The sequence below is a fragment of the Massilia sp. Masssp94 genome (assembly GCF_059491305.1).
In genome coordinates, this window is record NZ_CP168501.1 from 5,507,698 (window position 1) to 5,526,947 (window position 19,250).

Below are 19,250 nucleotides of genomic sequence, written 5' to 3' on the forward strand. Positions count from 1 at the left end.
GCCATTTCGGCCTGATTCGGACATACTAGCAAACATCTAAAAATTTCCGTACGGCAATTAAGCCATGGGTGACATCACGACGCGCAACACGGGAAAGACGGCCGCGCTTTGGGCCGGCGGGGTCGCATTGGCCCTGCTGGCCGGCGCCGGGCTGTACCTGGGCGCGGCGCACACGGTCGACATCGAGACGCAGGCCCGCTTCGACCACCTGGCGCGCACCGGCCGCCAGCAACTGGCCGGCGCCGTGCATTCGTATGCGGACGTCGTGCGGGGCCTGGCCGGCCTGTTCCAGGCAAGCGGCGCCGTCACGCGGCTGGAATTCCACCGTTACGTCCAGGCGCTGGGCGTGGCCGAGCACTATCCGGCGCTCGAATCGGTCAACTACGCGGCGTACGTGGAGGCGGGCGCGCGCGATGCGTTCGTCGCGGGCGTGCGCGCGGACCGCAGCCTCGACCCGGCCGGCTATCCCGGCTTCACGATCCGGCCCGCCGTGCGGCGTCCCGCGCACACCGTGCTGACTTACCTGGAGCCTTGGCTGGCGGAAAAGGCCGGTGCGGACCTGGCGGGCGGCGCGCCCGCGGTCGCGCAGGCGCTCGAGCGGGCGCGCGACAGCGGCCGCATGACGGCATCCGGCAAGCCCATCGTCGTGGAGCACCCCGTGCGCCATCTCGGCCTGGGCCTGCGCATGCCCGTCTACCGCACGGACGGCGCCGTGCCGCCCGACGTCGCAGGCCGGCGCGCCGCGTATGCGGGCTCCGTCGGCATCGGCTTTTCCGTGCCGGCCCTCGTGCGCGGCGCGCTGCCGGGCGGCGACCAGCCGGTCGCGCTGCAGCTGTATGCCGCCGCCGACAGCCGGGCGGCCGGCCCGCTGCACGTCAACGAGGCGGACAACCTGCTGTACGACGGCGCCGGTGCGGCGCTGAAGAATGCCGGCGACCTGATGGAAACCGTGCTGCCCGTGCGCTTCGACGACAACCTGTGGAAGGCCCGCTTCGTCGCCCGCCGCGCCGACCTCGTCGACGGTTTCGGCCGCGTCTTCCCCTGGCTGGCCGGCGCGGGCGGCTTTGGCGCGACACTCCTCGCGTTTGCGCTGTTCCTGAACCTGGCCCGCTCGCGCAAGACGGCCGTGGACCAGCGCCGGCTGCTCGACCTCGTGCTGGACAACGTCGACGCCTACGTCTACCTGAAGGACCGCGACCGCCGCTACCGCTACGTCAACGCGAAGATGGCCGCCGCCTGCGGCCTGCCGGCGCACGAGATCGTGGGACGGCGCGACCGCGAGGTGATGCCGCCCGCGCAGGCCGACGCGCTGTGGGCGCTGGACCGGCCCGTGCTGGAACTGGGCGAAAAGCGCGCGGTGCAGAACGCCTTTGCCGGCAGCGACGGCGTCCCGCGCCAGTTGTGGAGCGTGAAGGTGCCCGTGCGCTTCGCCGGCGATGGCGACGCCGGGGCGGTGCTGTGCGTGTCGACGGACGTGACGGAACTGCACGCGCTGAAGGCGCAGGCCGACGCGGCGAGCCGCGCCAAGAGCGACTTCCTGTCCAACATGAGCCACGAGATCCGCACGCCGATGAACAGCATCATCGGCATGGCCTACCTGGCCGGGAAGCGCGCGGAAGACCCGAAGCAGCGCGACTACCTGGGCAAGATCCAGCATTCGGCGCAGCACCTGCTGGGCATCATCAACCACATCCTCGACTTTTCCAAGATCGAGGCCGGCAAGGTCGAGCTGGAACTGCGCGACTTCACGTTCGACGCGCTGAAGCGCAACGTCGAGAGCCAGTTGGGCGCGCAGGCGTCGGCGCGCGGCCTCGAACTCGTGTTCGACGTGGCGCCCGAGCTGAAGTGGCCCGTCCGCGGCGATCCGCTGCGGCTGGAACAGGTGCTGCTGAATTTTGTCGGCAACGCCATCAAGTTTTCCGATCACGGCACCATCCAGGTGCGGGCCCGCGTCGAACGGACGGTGGGGGGCGACGTGCTCGTGCGCTTCGAGGTCGAGGATCACGGCATCGGCATCGCGGCGGACGACCTGGCGCAGCTGTTCACGCCGTTCCACCAGGCCGACCCGTCGTCGACGCGCGTGCACGGCGGCACGGGCCTGGGCCTCGTCATCAGCAAGCAGCTGGCGGAGTTGATGGGCGGCGAGGTCGGCGCGACGAGCGTACCGGGGCAGGGCAGCACGTTCTGGTTCACGGCGCGCCTGCAGCCGTTGACGGCCCCGCGTCCCGCGGCGCCGGCGCCGCCGTCGGAACCGGGGGTTCTGGCCGGCTGCACGGTCCTGCTCGTCGAGGACAATGCGTTCAACCAGCTGGTGGCGCGCGAGCTGCTGGAGGATGCCGGCGCGCGCGTCGTCGTCGCGGACGATGGCGCCCAGGCGTTGGACCGGCTGGCGGAAGGGCCTGTCGACTGCGTCCTGATGGACGTGCAGATGCCCGTGATGGACGGCTGCGAGGCCACGCGCCGCATCCGCGCGGATGCCCGGCTGGCCGGCCTGAAAGTGATCGCGATGACGGCGAATGCCGGGATCGAGGACCAGGCCCGCTGCCTGGCGGCCGGCATGGATGAATTCCTGACGAAGCCGGCGGCGCCCGAGATGCTGATTGCGACGATCGCGCGTGCGCTCGGCCGCGGCGTACAGCTGCCGGACGTCCCGGATGCCCCGAGGGTGGTCACGCTGCTCGACCTGGGCGTGCTGTCCGATGCGTTCGGCGGCCAGCCGGAGTGCATGCGCAAATACGCGTTCCTGTTCCTGGACACGGCCCGCGACGGCATGCACGAGATCGACCGCGCGCTGGTGGCGCAGGAGCCGGCCCGGGCGGCGGCCGTGGCGCACCGCCTCAAATCGGCGGCGCGCACGGTCGGGGCGCTGAATTTCGCCAACGTCTGCGGCGACCTGTGCGCCGATCTGGAACGCCAGGTCGAGCCGGCCGCGCTGGGCCAGGCCCGCACGCTGGCGGCCCGGCTGCGCGGCCTGCTGCCGCGGCTCGAACGCCACATCCTCGCCGAACTGGGCGCGCGCCGGCAGGATCACCGGGCCTGAGCTCTACCGCCGGAGCCCCGGAAGTAGTATGCTGCGCGAGTCTCTTCGCCACGTCCCGTCATGCCATCCCCGATCCGCCCCGGCCTCCTCATCCTGCACGGCAACCAGATGGAGCTGTTGCGCGCCGCCGTCTTCGACTGGCTGCGCGACAATCCGCTCGGTCCGCTGGAAGAAGAGATCATGCTCGTCCAGTCGAACGGCGTCGCCGAGTGGCTCAAGATCGCCCTGGCGGAGGAGCTGGGCGTGTGCGCGGCCACGCGCGTGGCGCTGCCGGCCCGCTTCCAGTGGGAAGCCTACCGCGGCATGCTGGGGCCGGAACGGGTGCCGCGCCGTTCGCCGTTCGACAAGGATGCGCTCACGTGGCGCCTCATGCGCCTGCTGCCCGAGCTGCTGGAAAAGGATAAATTCGAACCGCTGCGCCATTTCCTCTCCGACGGCGACGCCGAGCGCCGCCTGCAGCTGGCCGAGCGTCTCGCCGACCTGTACGACCAGTACCAGGTCTACCGCGCCGACTGGCTCACGGATTGGGCCGAAGACCGCGACCAGCTGCGCCGCCCCGGCGGCGAGCCGATCCCGCTGACACCGGACCAGTGCTGGCAGGCGCAGCTCTGGCGCGAGATCCACGCGAGCCTGCCGCCAGAGCGCCGCTGGTCCGGCCGCGCGACGATCCACCAGCAATTCATGGCGGCGGTGACGGAAGACCGCGAACCCGTGCTGCGCCTGCCGCGCCGCGTGATCCTGTTCGGCATGTCGACCCTGCCGTACCAGACGATCCAGGCGATGGCGGGCCTGTCGCGCCACACGCAGGTGCTGATCGCGGTGCCGAACCCGTGCCGGTTCTACTGGGGCGACATCATCGAAGGCCGCGAACTGCTGCGCGCGGCCTATAAACGGCAACAGCACCGCAACGGCAGCGACCTGTCCGAGATCCCCGTCGAGCAGCTGCACGCGCACAGCCATCCGCTGCTCGCGAGCTGGGGACGGCAGGGCCGCGATTTCGTGCGCATGCTCGACGAATTCGACAATGGCGAGGGCGCGCAATTCGGCAACCTGCGCATCGACCTGTTCTCCGACGAAGACGGCGAGACCTTGCTGGGCCAGGTGCAGGCCGCCGTGCGCGACCTGCTGCCGCTCTCGGAGCATCCGCACACGCCGCCGCCGGCGGAAGACCGGTCGATCGAATTCCACATCGCGCACAGCGCCCAGCGCGAAGTCGAAGTGCTGCACGACCAGCTGCTGTCGTGGTTCGCGGAAGAGCGGGAAGGTAACGAGAGAGGCGCCTTGCGCCCGCGCGACGTCGTCGTGATGGTGCCGGACATCGAGACCTTCTCGGCCGCCGTCCACGCCGTGTTCGACCAGCACAAGCGCAGCGATCCGCGCTACATCCCGTTCGAGATCGGGGACGTGAAGGACCGCAGCGTGAATCCGCTGCTCGTGGCGCTGGAATGGCTGCTCCGCCTGCCGCAGCAGCGCTGCCGCCAGAGCGAGGTGCGCGACCTGCTCGACGTGCCCGCGCTGGCCGCCCGCTTCGGCCTGGAGGAAGCCGACCTGCCCATCCTCGGGCACTGGATCGAAGGCGCCAGCGTGCGCTGGGGCCTGGACCAGCGCCACCGCGCGGGACTCGGCCTCGGCTCGGCCGGCGAACAGAATTCCTGGCTGTTCGGCGTACGGCGCATGCTGCTCGGCTATGCGACCGGCCACGGCGCGAGCTTCCGCGACATCGAGCCGTATCCGGAAGTGGGCGGCCTCGATGCCGCGCTGGCGGGCTCGCTGGCGGAACTGGTCGAAGCGCTGCTCGCGTGGCGCGAAGACCTCGACCGCGTCCAGACGCCGATGGAGTGGGGCGATTGCGCCCGCGCGCTGCTGGCCAGGTTCTTCCGCGCGACGAACGAGGAAGACCGCCTGATGCTGCACCAGCTGGAAGAAGCGCTGCAATGCTGGCTGGAGATCTGCGAGAACGCGCTGTTCGACGAACCCGTGCCGCTGGCAGTCCTGCGCGAAGCGTGGCTCGGCCAGCTGGACCAGCCGGCGCTGTCGCACCAGTTCGTGTCCGGCGGCGTCACGTTCTGCACGCTGATGCCGATGCGCGCCGTGCCGTTCCGCGTCGTCTGCCTGCTCGGCATGAACGATGGCGATTTCCCGCGCCGCGGCCACCAGTCCGACTTCGACCTGCTGGCGCTGCCGGGCTTGGGCCGCCCGGGCGACCGCTCGCGCCGCGACGACGACCGCTACCTGATGCTGGAAGCGGTGCTGGCCGCGCGCGACAAACTGTACGTGAGCTGGGTCGGCCGCAACGTGCGCGACAACACGGAGCAGCCGGCGTCCGTGCTCGTGTCGCAGCTGCGCGATTATCTCGCCGCCGGTTGGGACCTCGACCTGGCCGAGCGCACGACGGTGCACGCGCTGCAGCCGTTCTCGCGCCGCTACTTCGAGCGCGGCGGCCTGCTGACGTATGCGGGCGAGTGGCGGTCGGCGCACGGTGCCGACGCTTCCGGTGTCGGCGACGACGTGCTGCCGCCGTTCGAACTGGATGCCGACTACCGGCTCACGCTGGGCGAGCTGGCGAGCTTCCTGCGCCAGCCCGCGCGCTACTTTTTCCGCCGCCGCCTCGGCGTGACGTTCGCGGACCTGGAAGTCGTTGGCGAGGACGAGGAACCGTTCTCGCTCGATGCGCTCGACCGCTACTTCCTGGAAGACACGCTGCTGGACGACAGCGGCACGCCGGAAGCACCGCACGAGGTGCGCCAGGTGCTGGAGACGCGCGCCGCGCGGCTCGCGCGCGAAGGCGTCCTGCCGATCGGCCTCGTGGGCCGGCAATGGCAGCAGCAGCTCGTCGACGACCTCGTGCCCGTGCGCCGCGCCTGGCTCGCGCAGGGCGCGCGCTATCCGAAGCCGGCGCCGAAACTGGTCGTTGGCGTGGAGGCGGGCGGCCTGCGCGTCGACGACTGGATCGACCGGCTGCGCAGCAACGACGAGGACACCGTGTGGCTGCTGCAGATCTCGTCCAAGGTGCTGGACCGCAAGGGCGAGCCGCGCGGCGACAAACTGATCGGCCCGTGGCTGCGCCAGCTGGCCGCCGCCGCGATGGGCGAGCGCGTGGGCGGCGTGCTCGTCGCGCGCGACGCGAGCCTCGCGATGGCGCCGCTGGAACGTGGCCAGGCGCTCGCGCAACTGGAGACGCTGGTGGCGCTGTGGCGCGCCAATCTCGACCGGCCGCTGCCCGTCGCGTGCAAGACGGCGCTCGCGCACTTCTCCGGCGGCGATGCGCGCGAGACGTATGACGGCGGCTTCGAGATCGACGGCGAAGTCACCGACCCGTGCCTCGCGCGCCTGTGGCCGGAATTCGCGCTGCTGCGCGCGGCCGGCGGCTGGCCGCTCGTGGCCGAAGCGTTGTACGGCCCGTTGGTCGCGTGGCTGAAGGACGGCGTGACCGTGACCCGCTTCGACGGAGGCGAGCAATGAGCCAGCTGCTCGACGCCCTGGGCTTCCCGCTGCACGGTTCGCGCCTCATCGAGGCCAGCGCCGGTACGGGTAAAACGTGGACCATCGCCGCGCTGTACCTGCGCCTGGTGCTGGGCCACGGCGGCGACGACGGTTTTGCCCGTCCGCTGATGCCGCCCGAGATCCTCGTCATGACTTTTACGCGCGCCGCCACGCGCGAGCTGTCGAACCGCGTGCGCGAGCGCCTCGTGCAGGCGGCGGCGTGCTTCCGCGGCGAGATCGAGCCGGACGATCCCTATCTGGAAGCGCTGGCCGACGCGTACGACGACGAGGCATCCCGGCTCGTGGCCGCGCACCGGCTGGTGCTCGCGGCCGAGACGATGGACGAGGCGGCGATCTTCACGATCGACGCGTGGTGCCAGCGCATGCTGCGCGAGCACGCGTTCGACAGCGGCAGCCTGTTCGACGAAGAGCTCGTCAGCGACGAGCGCGCGCTGTTCGAGGATGCCGCGCACGACTACTGGCGCCAGCACGTGTACCCGCTGTCCGGCGCGGCGCTGACGAGCCTCCTGTCCTGCTGGAGCGACGTCGACGCGCTGAAACGGACCGTGCGCGAGCTGGTGCAGCGCGCGGGCCGCATCGACGACCGCATCGGCAACCTGGGCGAGCGGCCGCTGGGCGCCGTCATCGCCGAGGCGGAACGCGAGCAGCGCGATGCGTTGAAGCGGCTGAAGGACGGCTGGCAGGCGCGCGCCGATGCGATGGAGTCATGGATCGCGGCGCAGCGCAGCGTGAATCCGAAGGCGTTCAACGGCAACAAGATGCGACCGGATTCGCTGGCGAAAGCGTTCGATGCGCTGCGCGGCTGGGCGGATGACCCGCAAGCCCACTATCCGCAACTCACCGACGCATCGTGGACCCGCCTGACACCCGACGGCATCCTCGACGCGTTCAGCAAGGATTACAGCGCGCCGATCCCCGAGTGCTTCGAGCACACCAAGGCGTTGAAAGAGGGGCTCGACGCCATCGCCCCCGTGTCGCACGCGCTGCTGCGCCACGCCGCCTGCGCCATCGCGCACCGCATGGCGGAGCTGAAGCGCCGCAACCGCCAGTTCGGTTTCGCCGACATGCTGGCGCGCCTGAAGGATGCGCTGGAGGGACCGAACGGCGAAGCGCTACGCCGCCGCATCCTCGACCAGTATCCGGTGGCGATGGTCGATGAATTCCAGGACACGTCGCCCGACCAGTACCGCATCTTCGACCTGCTGTACCGCGTGGCCGACAACGATCCGGCGCGCGGCCTGTTCCTCATCGGCGATCCTAAGCAGTCGATCTACGGCTTCCGCGGCGCCGACATCCACAGCTATCTTTCGGCGCGCCGCGCCACGCACGGCCGCCACTACCAGCTGGGCACGAACTACCGGTCGACGCGCCAGCTCGTCGCCGCCGTCAACCAGCTGTTCCGCCACGCGGAAGGGAATTACGCGGCGGGCGCCTTCCGCTTCCGCAAGGGGGAGGAAAATCCGCTGCCGTTCGACGCCGTCGACGCGGCGGGCCGCAAGCAGCAGCTGGTCGGCGTCGACGGCCCGTTCCAGGCGCTGGCGGTCGGCGTGGCGGAGGTCGAGGACCTGCGCGCGGATGACTACCGCGAATTCTTCGCGCAGCACTGCGCCGAACACATCGTCCGGCTGCTGAACGATCCGCGCGTCGGCTTCGCGGACGATGCCGGGCGGTTTGCCCGCCTGATGCCGGCCGATATCGCGATCCTCGTGCGCGACCGGCGCGAGGCGGCGGCCGTCCGGCGCGCGCTCGTGCAGCGCAAGGTCGCGAGCGTGTACCTGTCCGACCAGGATTCCGTCGTCGAAAGCATTGAAGCGCGCGACGTGCTGCGCTGGTTGCAGGCGGTGGCGAATCCGCTCGACGTCACGCTCGCGCGCGCCGCGTTCGCGACTGCGACGTGCGCGCTGCCGCTGGCGGAACTGGCGCAGCTCGCGAGCGACGAACTGGCGTGGGAAGTCCGCGTCGAACAACTGAAATCGCTGCACCAGGCGTGGCAGCGGCAAGGCGTGCTGGCGATGCTGCGCCGCTTCATCCACGAACTGGGCCTGCCCGCCAAGCTGCTGGCGGCGCCGGGCGGCGAGCGGCGCCTGACGAATTTGCTGCACCTCGCGGAACTGCTGCAGGAAGCGAGCCGCGAACTGGATGGCGAACAGGCGCTGATCCGCTGGTTCGCCGAACAGGTGGAAGGCGTGGGCGAGGGCGGCGACGAAAGAGTGCTGCGGCTGGAGTCGGATGCGGAACTGGTGAAAGTCGTCACGGTGCACAAATCGAAGGGCCTGGAATATCCGCTCGTGTACCTGCCGTTCGCCGTCACCGCGCGCAAGACGGACCGCCGCAACCGCGCATTCTTCGAATACGTGGAAGACGATGGCGAGCGCCGCATCGACCTGGCGCTGTCCGACGCGGCGATGGAAGCCGTCGACCGCGCGCGCCTGGAAGAAGACCTGCGCCTGCTGTACGTCGCGCTGACGCGGGCGCGCCATTTCCTGTGGCTGGGTGTCGCCGCCGTCGCGGCGCGCAGGAAGGGCGAGAACCAGCTGCACGAATCGGCGCTGGGCTATCTGCTGACGGGCGGCGCACCCGTGCCCGCGACCGCCGTGCGCGAGCGCTGGGAACACTTGCGCGGCGACGTCGACGGCATCGAACTCCATGCGCTGGCGAGCCCGGACGGCTGTACGCGGCTGGCAAGGCAGGACGTGCGGCCGGAGCTCGTCGAGCCGCCCCGGTTCGAGGCGCGCTTCGAACGCAACTGGGCCGTGGGCTCCTTCACGTCGCTGACGAAAAACACGGTGGCCGTCGCGCCGCCCACGCGGCCGCAGGAAGAGAATTTGCTGGAGGAAGACGACCCGGGCGTCGTGCCCGTCACGCACAGCGAGGACGCGCCGTGGCACCGCTTCCCGCGCGGCGCCGGCCCCGGTAACTTCCTGCACGAGCAGCTGGAATGGATGGCCAGGGAAGGCTTCGGCCGGGTCGACGATGAAGAGTTCCGCGTCCGCCTCGCGCAGCGCATCCAGCGCGCCGGCTGGGGCAACCGCGTCGACGATGCGCTGGCCTGGCTGCGCATGGTCGCCGTCACGCCGCTGCCGCCCGTCGGCTGCGCGCTGGCGGACCTCGATTCTCCGCTGGCCGAGATGGAATTCTGGTTCCCCAGCCGCCAGCTGGACGTCGCCGCGCTCGACCGCCTGTGCCGCCAGCGCATGCTGGGGAACACACCGCGTCCGATCCTGCCGGAGCGCCAGCTGCACGGCATGCTGAAGGGCTTTACGGACCTCGTGTTCGAATGCCACGGCCGCTACTGGGTGCTGGACTACAAATCGAATGCGCTGGGACCGGGCGACGCCGCGTACACGCAGGCCGCGATGGCGGCCGGCATGGCCGGGCACCGCTACGACATCCAGGGCGCCATCTACATGCTGGCCGTGCACCGCCTGCTGCGCGCGCGCCTCGGCGCCGACTATTCGCCGCACGAGCACCTGGGCGGCGCCGTGTTCCTGTTCCTGCGCGGGATCGGCAACCCGGCCACGCACGGCTGCTACCTGATCGAGCCGGACGTGGAGCTGCTGGACGGCCTCGATCGCCTGCTGGGAAAGGAGACGCATGAAGCCTGACGTCATCGATACCAGCGCCTTTTGGGCCGAGGTGGAGCGCCTGACGGAGGCGGGCGAACTGCGCCGCCTGTCCGGCGTGTTCGCGCGCTTCGTCGCGAGCCTGGGCGAGGCCGCGTGCGCGAAATCGACGCCGCTGCTGCTGGCGGCCCTCGTGCTGTCGGAACTGGAAGGACGGGGTCACAGCTGCCTGCTGCTGGACGACCTGGTGGGCGATCCGGCCGCGCTGCTCGGCTGGGCCGACGAGGATTGGAAGGCGCTGGCGAAGGCCGCGAAACCGCTGCCGCGCGGCGTGAAGGGGTGGATGTCGCAACTGGCCACGTGCGACCAGGTGTGGCGGGTGGGCGATCTCGATTACGACCAGCCGCTCGTGCTGGACGACACGCGGCTGTACCTGCGCCGCTACTGGCGCGACGAGACGCTGGTCGCCACGTGCGTGCGCACGCGTGCGCAGGAGCGCCGCGACGTCGACATCGACCAGGCGCACACGTGGCTGGAAGCGCTGTTCGGCGCCCAGCGTGCGGGCGAGACGCCCGACTGGCAGCGCATCGCCTGCGCCGTCGCCCTGCGGGGCGCGTTCGCCATCATCACGGGCGGCCCGGGCACCGGTAAAACGTACACGGTGGCGCGGCTGCTGGCGCTGCTGTTCGCGACGGCGCCGGACGCCGCGCGCCAGCGCATCGCGCTCGCCGCCCCGACGGGCAAGGCCGCGGCGCGCCTGAAACAGTCGATCGACAAGGCGCTGACCGACCTGGCCGACCGCGTCGGCGGCGCCTTGCCGCTGCGCGAGCTGACGACGCGCATGGGCGCCGCGCGCACGCTGCACAGCCTCCTGGGCGCGCGTCCGGACACGCGCAGCTTCGCGCATCATCGCGGCAATCCGCTCGACGTCGACGTGCTGATCGTCGACGAGGCGTCGATGGTGCACCTGGAGATGATGGCGTCGCTGCTGGACGCGCTGCCCGCCGGCGCCACCTTGATCCTGCTGGGCGACAAGGACCAATTGGCGTCGGTGGAAGCGGGCGCCGTGCTGGGCGACCTGTGCCACGACGCACAGGCCGGGCGCTACGACGCGGACACGCTCGCGTACGTGCGGGCCGCGAGCGGCGAGACGATCCCCGCCGGGTATGAAGGCCATGGCGGCCCGCTCGCCCAGCAGACGGTGATGCTGCGCCACAGCCGCCGCTTCGGCGGCCCGATCGGCAAGCTGGCGCTGGCCGTCAACGCGGGCGACGTCGACGGCGCGGCCGCCGCGCTGCGCGCACCCGACGCGGCCGGCGTGCTGCGCTGGATCGACCACGCGCACCAGCACCACGTGATCCAGCTGGCGAACGAGGGTTATCGCCCGTATCTCGAACTGCTGCGCGCCGGCAGTGCAGGCCATGGAAGCCACGAAGGCTGGGTACGCGCCGTGCTGCAGCGCTTCGAAGCGTTCCGCGTGCTGTGCGCCGTGCGCGAAGGCGAGTGGGGCGTCGAAGGCCTGAACGAGGCCATCGAACTGCGCCTCGCGCAGGCGGGCCTGATCGTGCGCGGCGACTGGTACGTGGGCCGCCCCGTCATGGTCACCCGCAACGACTACCCGACGGGCACGTTCAACGGCGACATCGGCCTCGCGCTGCCGGACCCGGCGCGTCCCGGTTCGCTGCGCGTGTGGTTCCTGGAAGGCGACAACGTGCGCAGCGTGCTGGCCACGCGCCTGCGCCACGTGGAGACGGCGTACGCGATGACGGTCCATAAATCGCAGGGCTCGGAATTCGCGCACACGGTGCTGGCCCTGCCGAAAGAGGGGGGCGCCGTGCTGGCGCGCGAGCTAGTCTATACGGGCATCACGCGCGCGAGCCGCCAGTTCACCCTGACGACGCCGGGGCCGGCCGTGCTGGGCGAAGCCATCCTGCGCCGCACGCACCGGGCGAGCGGATTGCGGGGAATGATCGAGAAATAAGGAGGTGGCATGAGCAACGACTGCACGCACTTTCATCACATCGTGACCCGCGAGGGCAATACCGACGGTTGCGAGGAGTGCCTTCGGATGGGCGACACGTGGGTGCACCTGCGCGTGTGCCTGACGTGCGGCCACGTCGGCTGTTGCGACCAGTCGAAGAACCAGCACGCCACGAAGCACTTCCATGCGACGAACCACCCGGTGATCCGCTCGAAGGAGCCGGGGGAGACGTGGGGCTGGTGCTACGTCGACCGGGTCGTCAAGGATCCGGTGTAGCGGCATGTTTGCGGACGAGCCGGACGACCGTGTTCCACACCCGGGTCGTCGCCGGCACGTCCAGCGTGCGTTCGACGAACGCGTTCGGACTGCCGGCACTGGCGCCGAGCTTGTACGTCAGCGACAGCAGCATCCCGTCATGCCAGCTCACCACGCGCACATCGCCCCTCGGGTTGGATGACGGCAGCGCCACGCCGGCGACAGCGCCCGCATCCGCAAATGCCGCCTCGAACACGGCACGGGTCGGCGCCGGCGGGTGGCCCAGATTAAGATTGCGAAAGAACGCGACAAATTTCGTTGGCATTCCGACATCCTGCCATATCGCAACCTATCGACCAACTCTCAGCACAACCTTTGCTTTCTCAGTGGCAACAATGTTAAAGTTGCGTTCTGGGAATAGTTATCGGGGCATTATCATGTTGATCGTCGCGGGTTTCATCATCGTGCTGCTGGCCGTGTTCGGCGGCTTCGTGCTGCAGGACGGGCACCTTGCCGCGCTGTTCCAGCCCTACGAACTCTTGATGATCTTCGGTGGCGCGCTGGGCGCGTTCGTCATCGCCAACGACCGCAAGGCGATCGGCCTCACGTGGCAGAGCCTGCCGATGCTGTTCCACGGCTCGCGCTACACCCGCGAGCTGTACATGGCGCTGATGGCCCTGATGTTCGACCTGTTGACGAAGGTGCGCCGGGAAGGGCTGATGGCGCTCGAGAACGAGATCGACGCGCCGTACGAAAGCGCCGTCTTCACGAAGTACCGCATCATCCTGCTCGACGATCACCTGATGGAATTCATTACGGACTACCTGCGCCTGATGGTGTCCGGCACGATGAACAGCTACCAGCTGGAAAACCTGATGGACAACGAGATCGCCACGTACCAGGAAGACGCCGACATCCCCGTGCAGGCAATCCACAAGCTGGCCGATGGCATGCCCGCGTTCGGCATCGTCGCCGCGGTGATGGGTGTCGTGCACACGATGGGGTCCATCGGCCGGCCGCCGGCGGAGCTGGGCGGCTTGATCGCGGCCGCGCTCGTGGGGACGTTCCTCGGCATCCTGCTGTCGTACGGCCTCGTCGCGCCGCTCGGGAGCCTGCTGCACCGGCGCCACCAGGAAGTCGTCAAGGCGCTGCAATGTGTAAAAGTGACGCTGCTGGCCTCGATGAACGGCTATGCGCCGACGATCGCCGTGGAATTCGGCCGCAAGGTCATCTCGGCCACGGAGCGCCCGACCTTCGCCGAACTGGAAGGCCATGTGCGCCAGCTGAAGTCGCGCTGAGTTCTCAGTTGCGCGGCAACTCGATCCCCGCCAGCTTCCAGCTCCACAGGCCGTCGCGCCGGAACACGAAGCTGCCGCCGTCGTCCGCCGTGACGGCGAAATGGCGCCAGCCGCGGTAGTGCAGCGCATAATGCGGCTCGTGCTGCGGCGGCTTGTCCCGTGGCGGCTCCGCGGCGGGCGTCCCGGCGTCCCGGGTGGGTTTGCCGATCGATACCTTGCCGTGTTCGACCATGGCGGCGACACCGGCCGGCGACACGATCGCGTCCACGAGCGGATCCGCGACGGCCCGTGCGAAGGCCTGGCCGATCGCGGCGAAGGCATTGGTGTCCGCGTCGCGGGCGATCGACCCGAGCAACTGGCTCTTCACGCTGTCGCGCGGGCAGGAAAGTCGACCTGGGCGGAGACGCCCTCGGCATCATGGCGCTCCACGGCCGCGCGCAGGCGGTTCAGTGTCCACCAGGGGCTGGCGAAGCTCGTGGCGGCCACGACGAGGAGGGCGCCGCCGGCGCCGGCGGCGAGGATTCGGGTACGGTTCATGAGCATCGCAAATGACAAGGCCGGAACAGTCGCCCGGCCCGGCCTTCGGTATTGATATCGGTCGCCCGCTCAGCGATGGCGGCGGTGACGCGTGACGGTCACGTGCTTGTGGCTGCGGCGCGTGGTGCCGCCCGCGGTTGCACGGATGCGCGGACCGCCGGCCGTGGCGCGGATGCGCGGGCCGCGTGCGGAAGCGCGCACGCGCGGGGACCCGTCGGCCGTCGCCACGGCGCGCGTGGCCACGGGGCCGGCGTCGCCCAGCACGTGGCGGCGGATGTTCAGGGCGTCCAGGATGCGGACGGACGAGGCGCCCGCGTTCAGCAGCACCATCGTCGCGTTCTTGCCGGCCGCCTTCACGCGCATGATCAGGCAGCGGCCCGCTTCCTGCGTGTAGCCCGTCTTCGACAGGCCGATGTCCCAGCCCTTGGCGCCAACGAGGCGGTTGGTATTGTGGTATTCGACGTCGCGGCCCTTGATGTTGATCAGGTCCTTCGACGACGTCGTGATGCGGGTGATCTCCGCATAGTTCGATGCCGCGGTCGCCATCTTGACGAGGTCGGCGGCGGTCGAGCGGTTGTTCGGCGAGAGGCCCGTCGGTTCCTCGATGACCGTCTGGGTCATGCCCAGCGCGGCGATCTTGCGCTTGACGGCGGCGCGGAAGGCGTCGATGCCGCCCGGGTACGTGCGGGCCAGCGCGGCGGCGGCGCGGTTGTCCGACGACATCAGGGCCAGCTGCAGCACGTCACGGCGCGGAATGGTGGCGCCGACGGGCACGCGCGACGAGCTGTGCTTCAGCATGTCGACGTCCTGTTTTTCGATCTCGATCGGCTCGTTCATGTCCTGGTGGGCATCGAGCACGACCATGGCGGTCATGAGCTTGGTCAGCGAAGCGATCGGCGCGACGGTGCTGGCGTTCTTTTCGAACAGCACCTTGCCGGTGTCGTCTTCGACCACCAGCACCGATTGCGATCCGAACGGCACGGCGAAGGCCGCTGCACTGGAGATCGTCATCACTACGGCAGCGAGGAATTTTTTGATCATGGATGGTTGTCTGGGTACGGTTAATGGTCGGGCGCCGGACGGCGGCGGAGCATCAAAACGTCGGGTTGGCAGATAGCGACATGCTATGCAGCAACAAAATTGAACGATAGCACCAAAGATTGACACATGTCTATGTCCGTCAGTGAAATATCGAGTCCAACGGCAAGATTCTACAAGAAAAAAAGCCCCGCGTTTCCGCAGGGCCTTCTTTTTGAACAGATTTTTGTGAAATGTCTTATTTCGAGGTGTAAATCTTATCGAATTCTCCACCATCGTCGAAGTGACGTTTCTGCGCGGCACGCCATCCACCGAATACATCATCCACCGTGAACAGCTTGATCGGCTTGTAGTTCGCGGCGAACTGCTTCATGACTTTTTCGTTGCGCACGCGCATATAGTGCTTGGCGCCGATCGCCTGGCCCGTTTCCGAGTACAGGAAGTTGAGGTAGCCCGTCGCCTGCTTGCGGATGCCCTTGCGGTCGACGACCTTGTCCACGACGGCCACCGGCGACTCGGCCAGCACGGAGATGGACGGGTACACGACTTCGAAGTCGTTGCCGAACTCGGCGCGCACGAGGTTCACTTCGTTCTCGAAGGTAACGAGGGCGTCGCCGATCTGGCGCTGCGTGAAGGTGGTCGTGGCGGCGCGGCCGCCGGCGTCCAGCACGGGCACGTTCTTGAAGATCTTGCCGACGAGGTCGCGCGCCTGCGCTTCGTTGCCGCCTTTCTTGATCACCGAGCCCCAGGCCGCCAGGTAGGTATAGCGGCCGTTGCCGGCGGTCTTAGGATTCGGGATGACGACTTTCACGTCCGGCTTGGCGAGGTCGGCCCAGTCCTTGATGCCTTTCGGATTGCCCTTGCGGACCAGGAACACCATGGTCGAGTAATAGGGCGCCGCATTGTCCGGGAATTTCCTGGCCCAGTCCTTCGCGACGAGGCCGCGGTCGGCCAGCATGTCGATGTCGTTGGCCTGGTTCATCGTCACGACGGACGCTTCGAGACCGTCGGCGACGGCGCGGGCCTGCTTGCTGGAGCCGCCATGCGATTGCTTGATCGTGACGGTTTCGCCCGTCGACTTCTTCCATTCGGCGACGAAGGCCGGGTTGATGTCCTTGTACAGCTCGCGTGCCACGTCGTAGGACACGTTCAGCAGTTCCACGCCGGCGGCCTGTGCGGCAAACGGAACCACGGCACTGCCGAGCGCCAGCGCCAGCAGTGCGCGGCGCAGCGAGGAAACGGATGGGATCGCCATATTGTTTTTCCTTGTAAAGACTCTCTAGGGGTGGTCGATGATCCGTTAAAAAATAGCAAAACAAAAGAACATTTTTATCATATGCTTAGACGGCGTATGTGGCATGCATACGCTACGGACCGCTTCAAAGCAGCCGCGTCGCGTTTGGGGTATAGTCCGGCCTTCGCTGAAACATCGTTTTTTCCAGGTTTGATGCTGAAAACAATGGGTATCGAAATTCGCCAGGCAACACCGAATGACGCGCCGGCCGCATGCCGCCTGCTGCGCCATTCGATCGAAGAGGGCTGCGTGCCCGACCACGGCGGCCGTCCCGACATCCTGCAAGCCTGGCTCGGCAACAAGACGACCCAGAACGTGCTGGGCTGGCTGTCGTCGCCCAGCAACTTCGCCGTCGTGGCGGAGCGTGATGGGGACGTGGTTGGCTTCGCACTCCTGAACCAGGCTGGCAAGGTGCCCCTGTGTTATGTCCGCCCGGATCTGTTGCGCCAGGGCGTCGGGCGCGCGCTGCTGCGGGCGCTGGAAACGCAGGCGCGCGCGTGGAACATCAGCAAGGTGCACATGCAGAGCCCGGAGTCGGCCAGCGGTTTCTTCGAGCGCCAGGGCTATGTCAACGCGGGCAAGGACAAGGCCTGTTTCGGCCTCGAATGCGACTTCCTGTGGAAGCAGCTCGATGCTGAAACGGTGCCGGCACGCAAGAGATTTTGCAATTGCAGCCAATGAGCCGCGTCACGCTTTGATCACTGTGTAACATTACGCAACGTGAACTCATCTTCTTTCCTGTTGGCGCTTGCGCTATAGTAGTCGGGTTTCAATGATGAGTTCGTTATGGCTTCCCGTAGAGATTTTCTTCACCACGGCTTGCGCCTGACCGCGCTGGGACTCGTCGCCGTCCCGCTGGTCGATGCGCAGGCAGCCCGTTCCCAGACCGACGCCCCGAGTACGGAGCTGGAACCACCTCCCGATCTGTTCGATGCCCAGGTCGTCGACATCGACTTCTGGGTCAAGCCGCGCACGTTGTCCGTGATCCGTCCGCAAAGCGGCGAACGCGCCAATGTCCTGTACTGGAAGGACGGCGAGGTGATCGATTCCGCCTACCAGGAACTGTGCCATCTGCTGCGCGACGTGAACGGCAAGGCGTCGATCGCCATCGACCCGAAGCTGATCGAGACGCTGTGGGCGTCCCAGGCGTTCGTTGCGCGCTATGGCCTCGAACGGCCGCTGGAGATCCTGTCCGGCTACCGCACCCCCGCGTCCAACAACCGCCTGATCGAACAGGGCGTGCCGGCCGCGCGCCAGTCGCTGCACATGTCGGGCAAGGCGGCGGACGTACGCATCGCCGGCCTCACCGAGGAAGTGCTGGGCGGGCTCGTGAAGAGCTTCCGCAAGGGCGGCGTCGGCTTCTACTACCGCTCCGGCCCGAAAGGCGGCTGGATCCACACGGACACGGGCCTCAACCGTACCTGGAAAGGCTGAGCGGGGCGCGCCGCCGCCGGATTCCCGAACGGATAGGCGGCGCACGCGTTCGCGCGTTTTTGCTATCGTGGTTGTACCAACCTTTCCGCAAGGAGGACATGATGGCAACCATGAACGCACCGACAATGGAACGCCGGCACCTGCCCGAACGACGCGCTGCCGTGCGCGAAGGCACGACCGCGATGTCCGGGATCGACTACGCCGCAATGGCGCTCCTGATCATCGGCGGCCTGAACTGGGCGACGGTGGGCCTGTTCGACGTCGACGTCGTCGCCACGCTGTTCGGTCCGGGCAGCCCGGCCAGCCGTGTCGTGTATGTCGTCGTCGGCCTCGCGGCCCTGTATTCGATCTACACGGCGATCAAGATGAGCCGCCACCATCCCCACTGAACCGATGCGGGTCGGCCTGATTTCCGACACGCACGGCCTGCTGCGGCCCGAGGCGCTCGATTTTCTCGCCGGGTCCGACCATATCGTCCACGGCGGCGACATCGGCAACCCGGAGATCCTTGTGCGCCTGGCGGCCATTGCGCCGCTGACGGTGGTTCGCGGCAACAACGACACCGCGCCGTGGGCGCGCGCGATTCCGGCGACGGCCCGCGTCGACTTCGGGACGGTGGCGCTGTACGCGATCCACGACCTGAAGGCGCTCGACATCGATCCGCGCGCGGCCGGCGTGCGGGTCGTCGTGTCCGGCCACTCGCACAAGCCCGCATGCAGCGAGCGCGACGGCGTGCTGTACGTGAACCCGGGCAGCGCCGGGCGGCGCCGTTTCAGCCTGCCGATCGCGGCCGCCGAGCTGGTCATCGAGGGCGATGCCGTCGCAGTAAAGCTGGTGACGCTCCGCGAAATGCCGTAGCATACGCGCCGTCCTCAAGCCTGATCGATTGCCATATGACGCCTGACACCAACGACACTGAACGTCCCCGTTTCCGCCCCGTCCCGTGGACGTCGCTGGAAACCCCGCAGGACGTCGAACTGTGGATCGAGGAGCACAATCGCACGATGCAGGAGCTCGTCAAGCCGCAGGAGACGGGCGTCGGCGTGCGCTTCCGTCTCGCGCCCGGCGGCGACGTCTACATGCAGACGGCGGCGGATGCCGTCATCCTCGACGTCGAGCCGGACGCCAGCTGGATCGCCCCCCTGATCATGGCCGCGACCGGGGCCGAGCAGCCGGCCGGGTCCATCTGGGTGCTGCCGGACGACAAGCTCGTGCAATTGCTGCTGGGCCTGTCGACGCTGGTCGAGAGCTCGCTGATCGTCACGGGCCACAACTTCGGCAGGCACGGCCGGCGACAGTTTTAGCA

At 68.4% G+C, this 19,250-nt stretch carries 16 protein-coding genes; 11 read left to right on the forward strand and 5 right to left on the reverse strand.

The genetic code is table 11. The annotated features are described in order from the left end of the window. Positions 1-64: 64 nt before the first annotated feature. Genes ACEN9G_RS24495 through ACEN9G_RS24515 form a run of 5 tightly spaced genes read left to right on the forward strand, consistent with a single transcriptional unit; the run spans position 65 to position 12,364 of the window. Entirely contained in the window at positions 65-3,040 is a 2,976-nt protein-coding gene (locus ACEN9G_RS24495) for a CHASE domain-containing protein (protein WP_483127102.1), read from the forward strand. Positions 3,041-3,100: 60 nt separating this feature from the next. Beyond that, positions 3,101-6,502 carry an exodeoxyribonuclease V subunit gamma gene (gene recC, locus ACEN9G_RS24500; protein ID WP_483127103.1) on the forward strand — a complete coding sequence of 1,134 codons (3,402 nt, stop codon included), beginning with the start codon at positions 3,101-3,103 and terminating at the stop codon, positions 6,500-6,502. Next, a complete protein-coding gene (gene recB, locus ACEN9G_RS24505) occupies positions 6,499-10,149 on the forward strand; it encodes an exodeoxyribonuclease V subunit beta (RefSeq protein WP_413344004.1) in 3,651 nt (1,216 codons plus the stop codon). Before recC ends, recB begins: the two co-directional genes overlap by 4 nt. Further along, positions 10,139-12,088, forward strand: a complete 1,950-nt coding sequence (gene recD, locus ACEN9G_RS24510) for an exodeoxyribonuclease V subunit alpha (RefSeq protein WP_483127104.1) — start codon at positions 10,139-10,141, stop codon at positions 12,086-12,088. Before recB ends, recD begins: the two co-directional genes overlap by 11 nt. A 9-nt stretch (positions 12,089-12,097) precedes the next feature. Next, positions 12,098-12,364, forward strand: coding sequence for a UBP-type zinc finger domain-containing protein (locus tag ACEN9G_RS24515; protein WP_413345004.1), 267 nt, complete (start codon positions 12,098-12,100; stop codon positions 12,362-12,364). Here ACEN9G_RS24515 and ACEN9G_RS24520 read toward each other — a convergent pair. Beyond that, positions 12,348-12,668, reverse strand: a complete 321-nt coding sequence (locus ACEN9G_RS24520) for a hypothetical protein (protein ID WP_413345006.1) — start codon at positions 12,666-12,668, stop codon at positions 12,348-12,350. The two genes, ACEN9G_RS24515 and ACEN9G_RS24520, sit on opposite strands and share 17 nt — an antisense overlap. Before the next feature lie 112 nt (positions 12,669-12,780). Here ACEN9G_RS24520 and motA point away from each other — a divergent pair, with 112 nt between their 5' ends. Continuing rightward, entirely contained in the window at positions 12,781-13,641 is an 861-nt protein-coding gene (motA, locus tag ACEN9G_RS24525) for a flagellar motor stator protein MotA (RefSeq protein WP_413345008.1), read from the forward strand. Between the two features lie 4 nt (positions 13,642-13,645). Here motA and ACEN9G_RS24530 read toward each other — a convergent pair whose 3' ends face one another. The 4 genes from ACEN9G_RS24530 to ACEN9G_RS24545 all read right to left on the reverse strand — a co-directional run bounded on the left by ACEN9G_RS24530 (position 13,646) and on the right by ACEN9G_RS24545 (position 16,471). After that, positions 13,646-14,008, reverse strand: a complete 363-nt coding sequence (locus ACEN9G_RS24530) for a DUF2939 domain-containing protein (protein ID WP_413345010.1) — start codon at positions 14,006-14,008, stop codon at positions 13,646-13,648. After that, positions 14,005-14,178, reverse strand: a complete 174-nt coding sequence (locus ACEN9G_RS24535) for a DUF2939 domain-containing protein (protein ID WP_483127105.1) — start codon at positions 14,176-14,178, stop codon at positions 14,005-14,007. Before ACEN9G_RS24535 ends, ACEN9G_RS24530 begins: the two co-directional genes overlap by 4 nt. Before the next feature lie 69 nt (positions 14,179-14,247). Next, positions 14,248-15,219, reverse strand: coding sequence for a serine hydrolase (locus ACEN9G_RS24540; RefSeq protein WP_483127106.1), 972 nt, complete (start codon positions 15,217-15,219; stop codon positions 14,248-14,250). A gap of 235 nt (positions 15,220-15,454) precedes the next feature. Continuing rightward, positions 15,455-16,471, reverse strand: a complete 1,017-nt coding sequence (locus tag ACEN9G_RS24545; protein ID WP_413340330.1) for a sulfate ABC transporter substrate-binding protein — start codon at positions 16,469-16,471, stop codon at positions 15,455-15,457. A gap of 204 nt (positions 16,472-16,675) precedes the next feature. Between ACEN9G_RS24545 and ACEN9G_RS24550 the strand changes: the two genes are divergently transcribed. The 5 genes from ACEN9G_RS24550 to ACEN9G_RS24570 all read left to right on the forward strand — a co-directional run bounded on the left by ACEN9G_RS24550 (position 16,676) and on the right by ACEN9G_RS24570 (position 19,248). Further along, entirely contained in the window at positions 16,676-17,191 is a 516-nt protein-coding gene (locus tag ACEN9G_RS24550) for a GNAT family N-acetyltransferase (protein ID WP_413340328.1), read from the forward strand. A 105-nt stretch (positions 17,192-17,296) separates the two neighbouring features. Then, positions 17,297-17,944, forward strand: a complete 648-nt coding sequence (locus tag ACEN9G_RS24555) for a YcbK family protein (protein ID WP_413340326.1) — start codon at positions 17,297-17,299, stop codon at positions 17,942-17,944. A gap of 110 nt (positions 17,945-18,054) precedes the next feature. Beyond that, on the forward strand, positions 18,055-18,333 hold the full coding sequence (locus ACEN9G_RS24560; protein ID WP_413385176.1) for a DUF378 domain-containing protein: 279 nt from the start codon (positions 18,055-18,057) through the stop codon (positions 18,331-18,333). Between the two features lie 4 nt (positions 18,334-18,337). Continuing rightward, positions 18,338-18,802, forward strand: coding sequence for a metallophosphoesterase family protein (locus ACEN9G_RS24565; protein WP_413340322.1), 465 nt, complete (start codon positions 18,338-18,340; stop codon positions 18,800-18,802). A gap of 35 nt (positions 18,803-18,837) precedes the next feature. Then, entirely contained in the window at positions 18,838-19,248 is a 411-nt protein-coding gene (locus tag ACEN9G_RS24570) for a hypothetical protein (protein WP_036228373.1), read from the forward strand. Positions 19,249-19,250 lie beyond the last annotated feature (2 nt).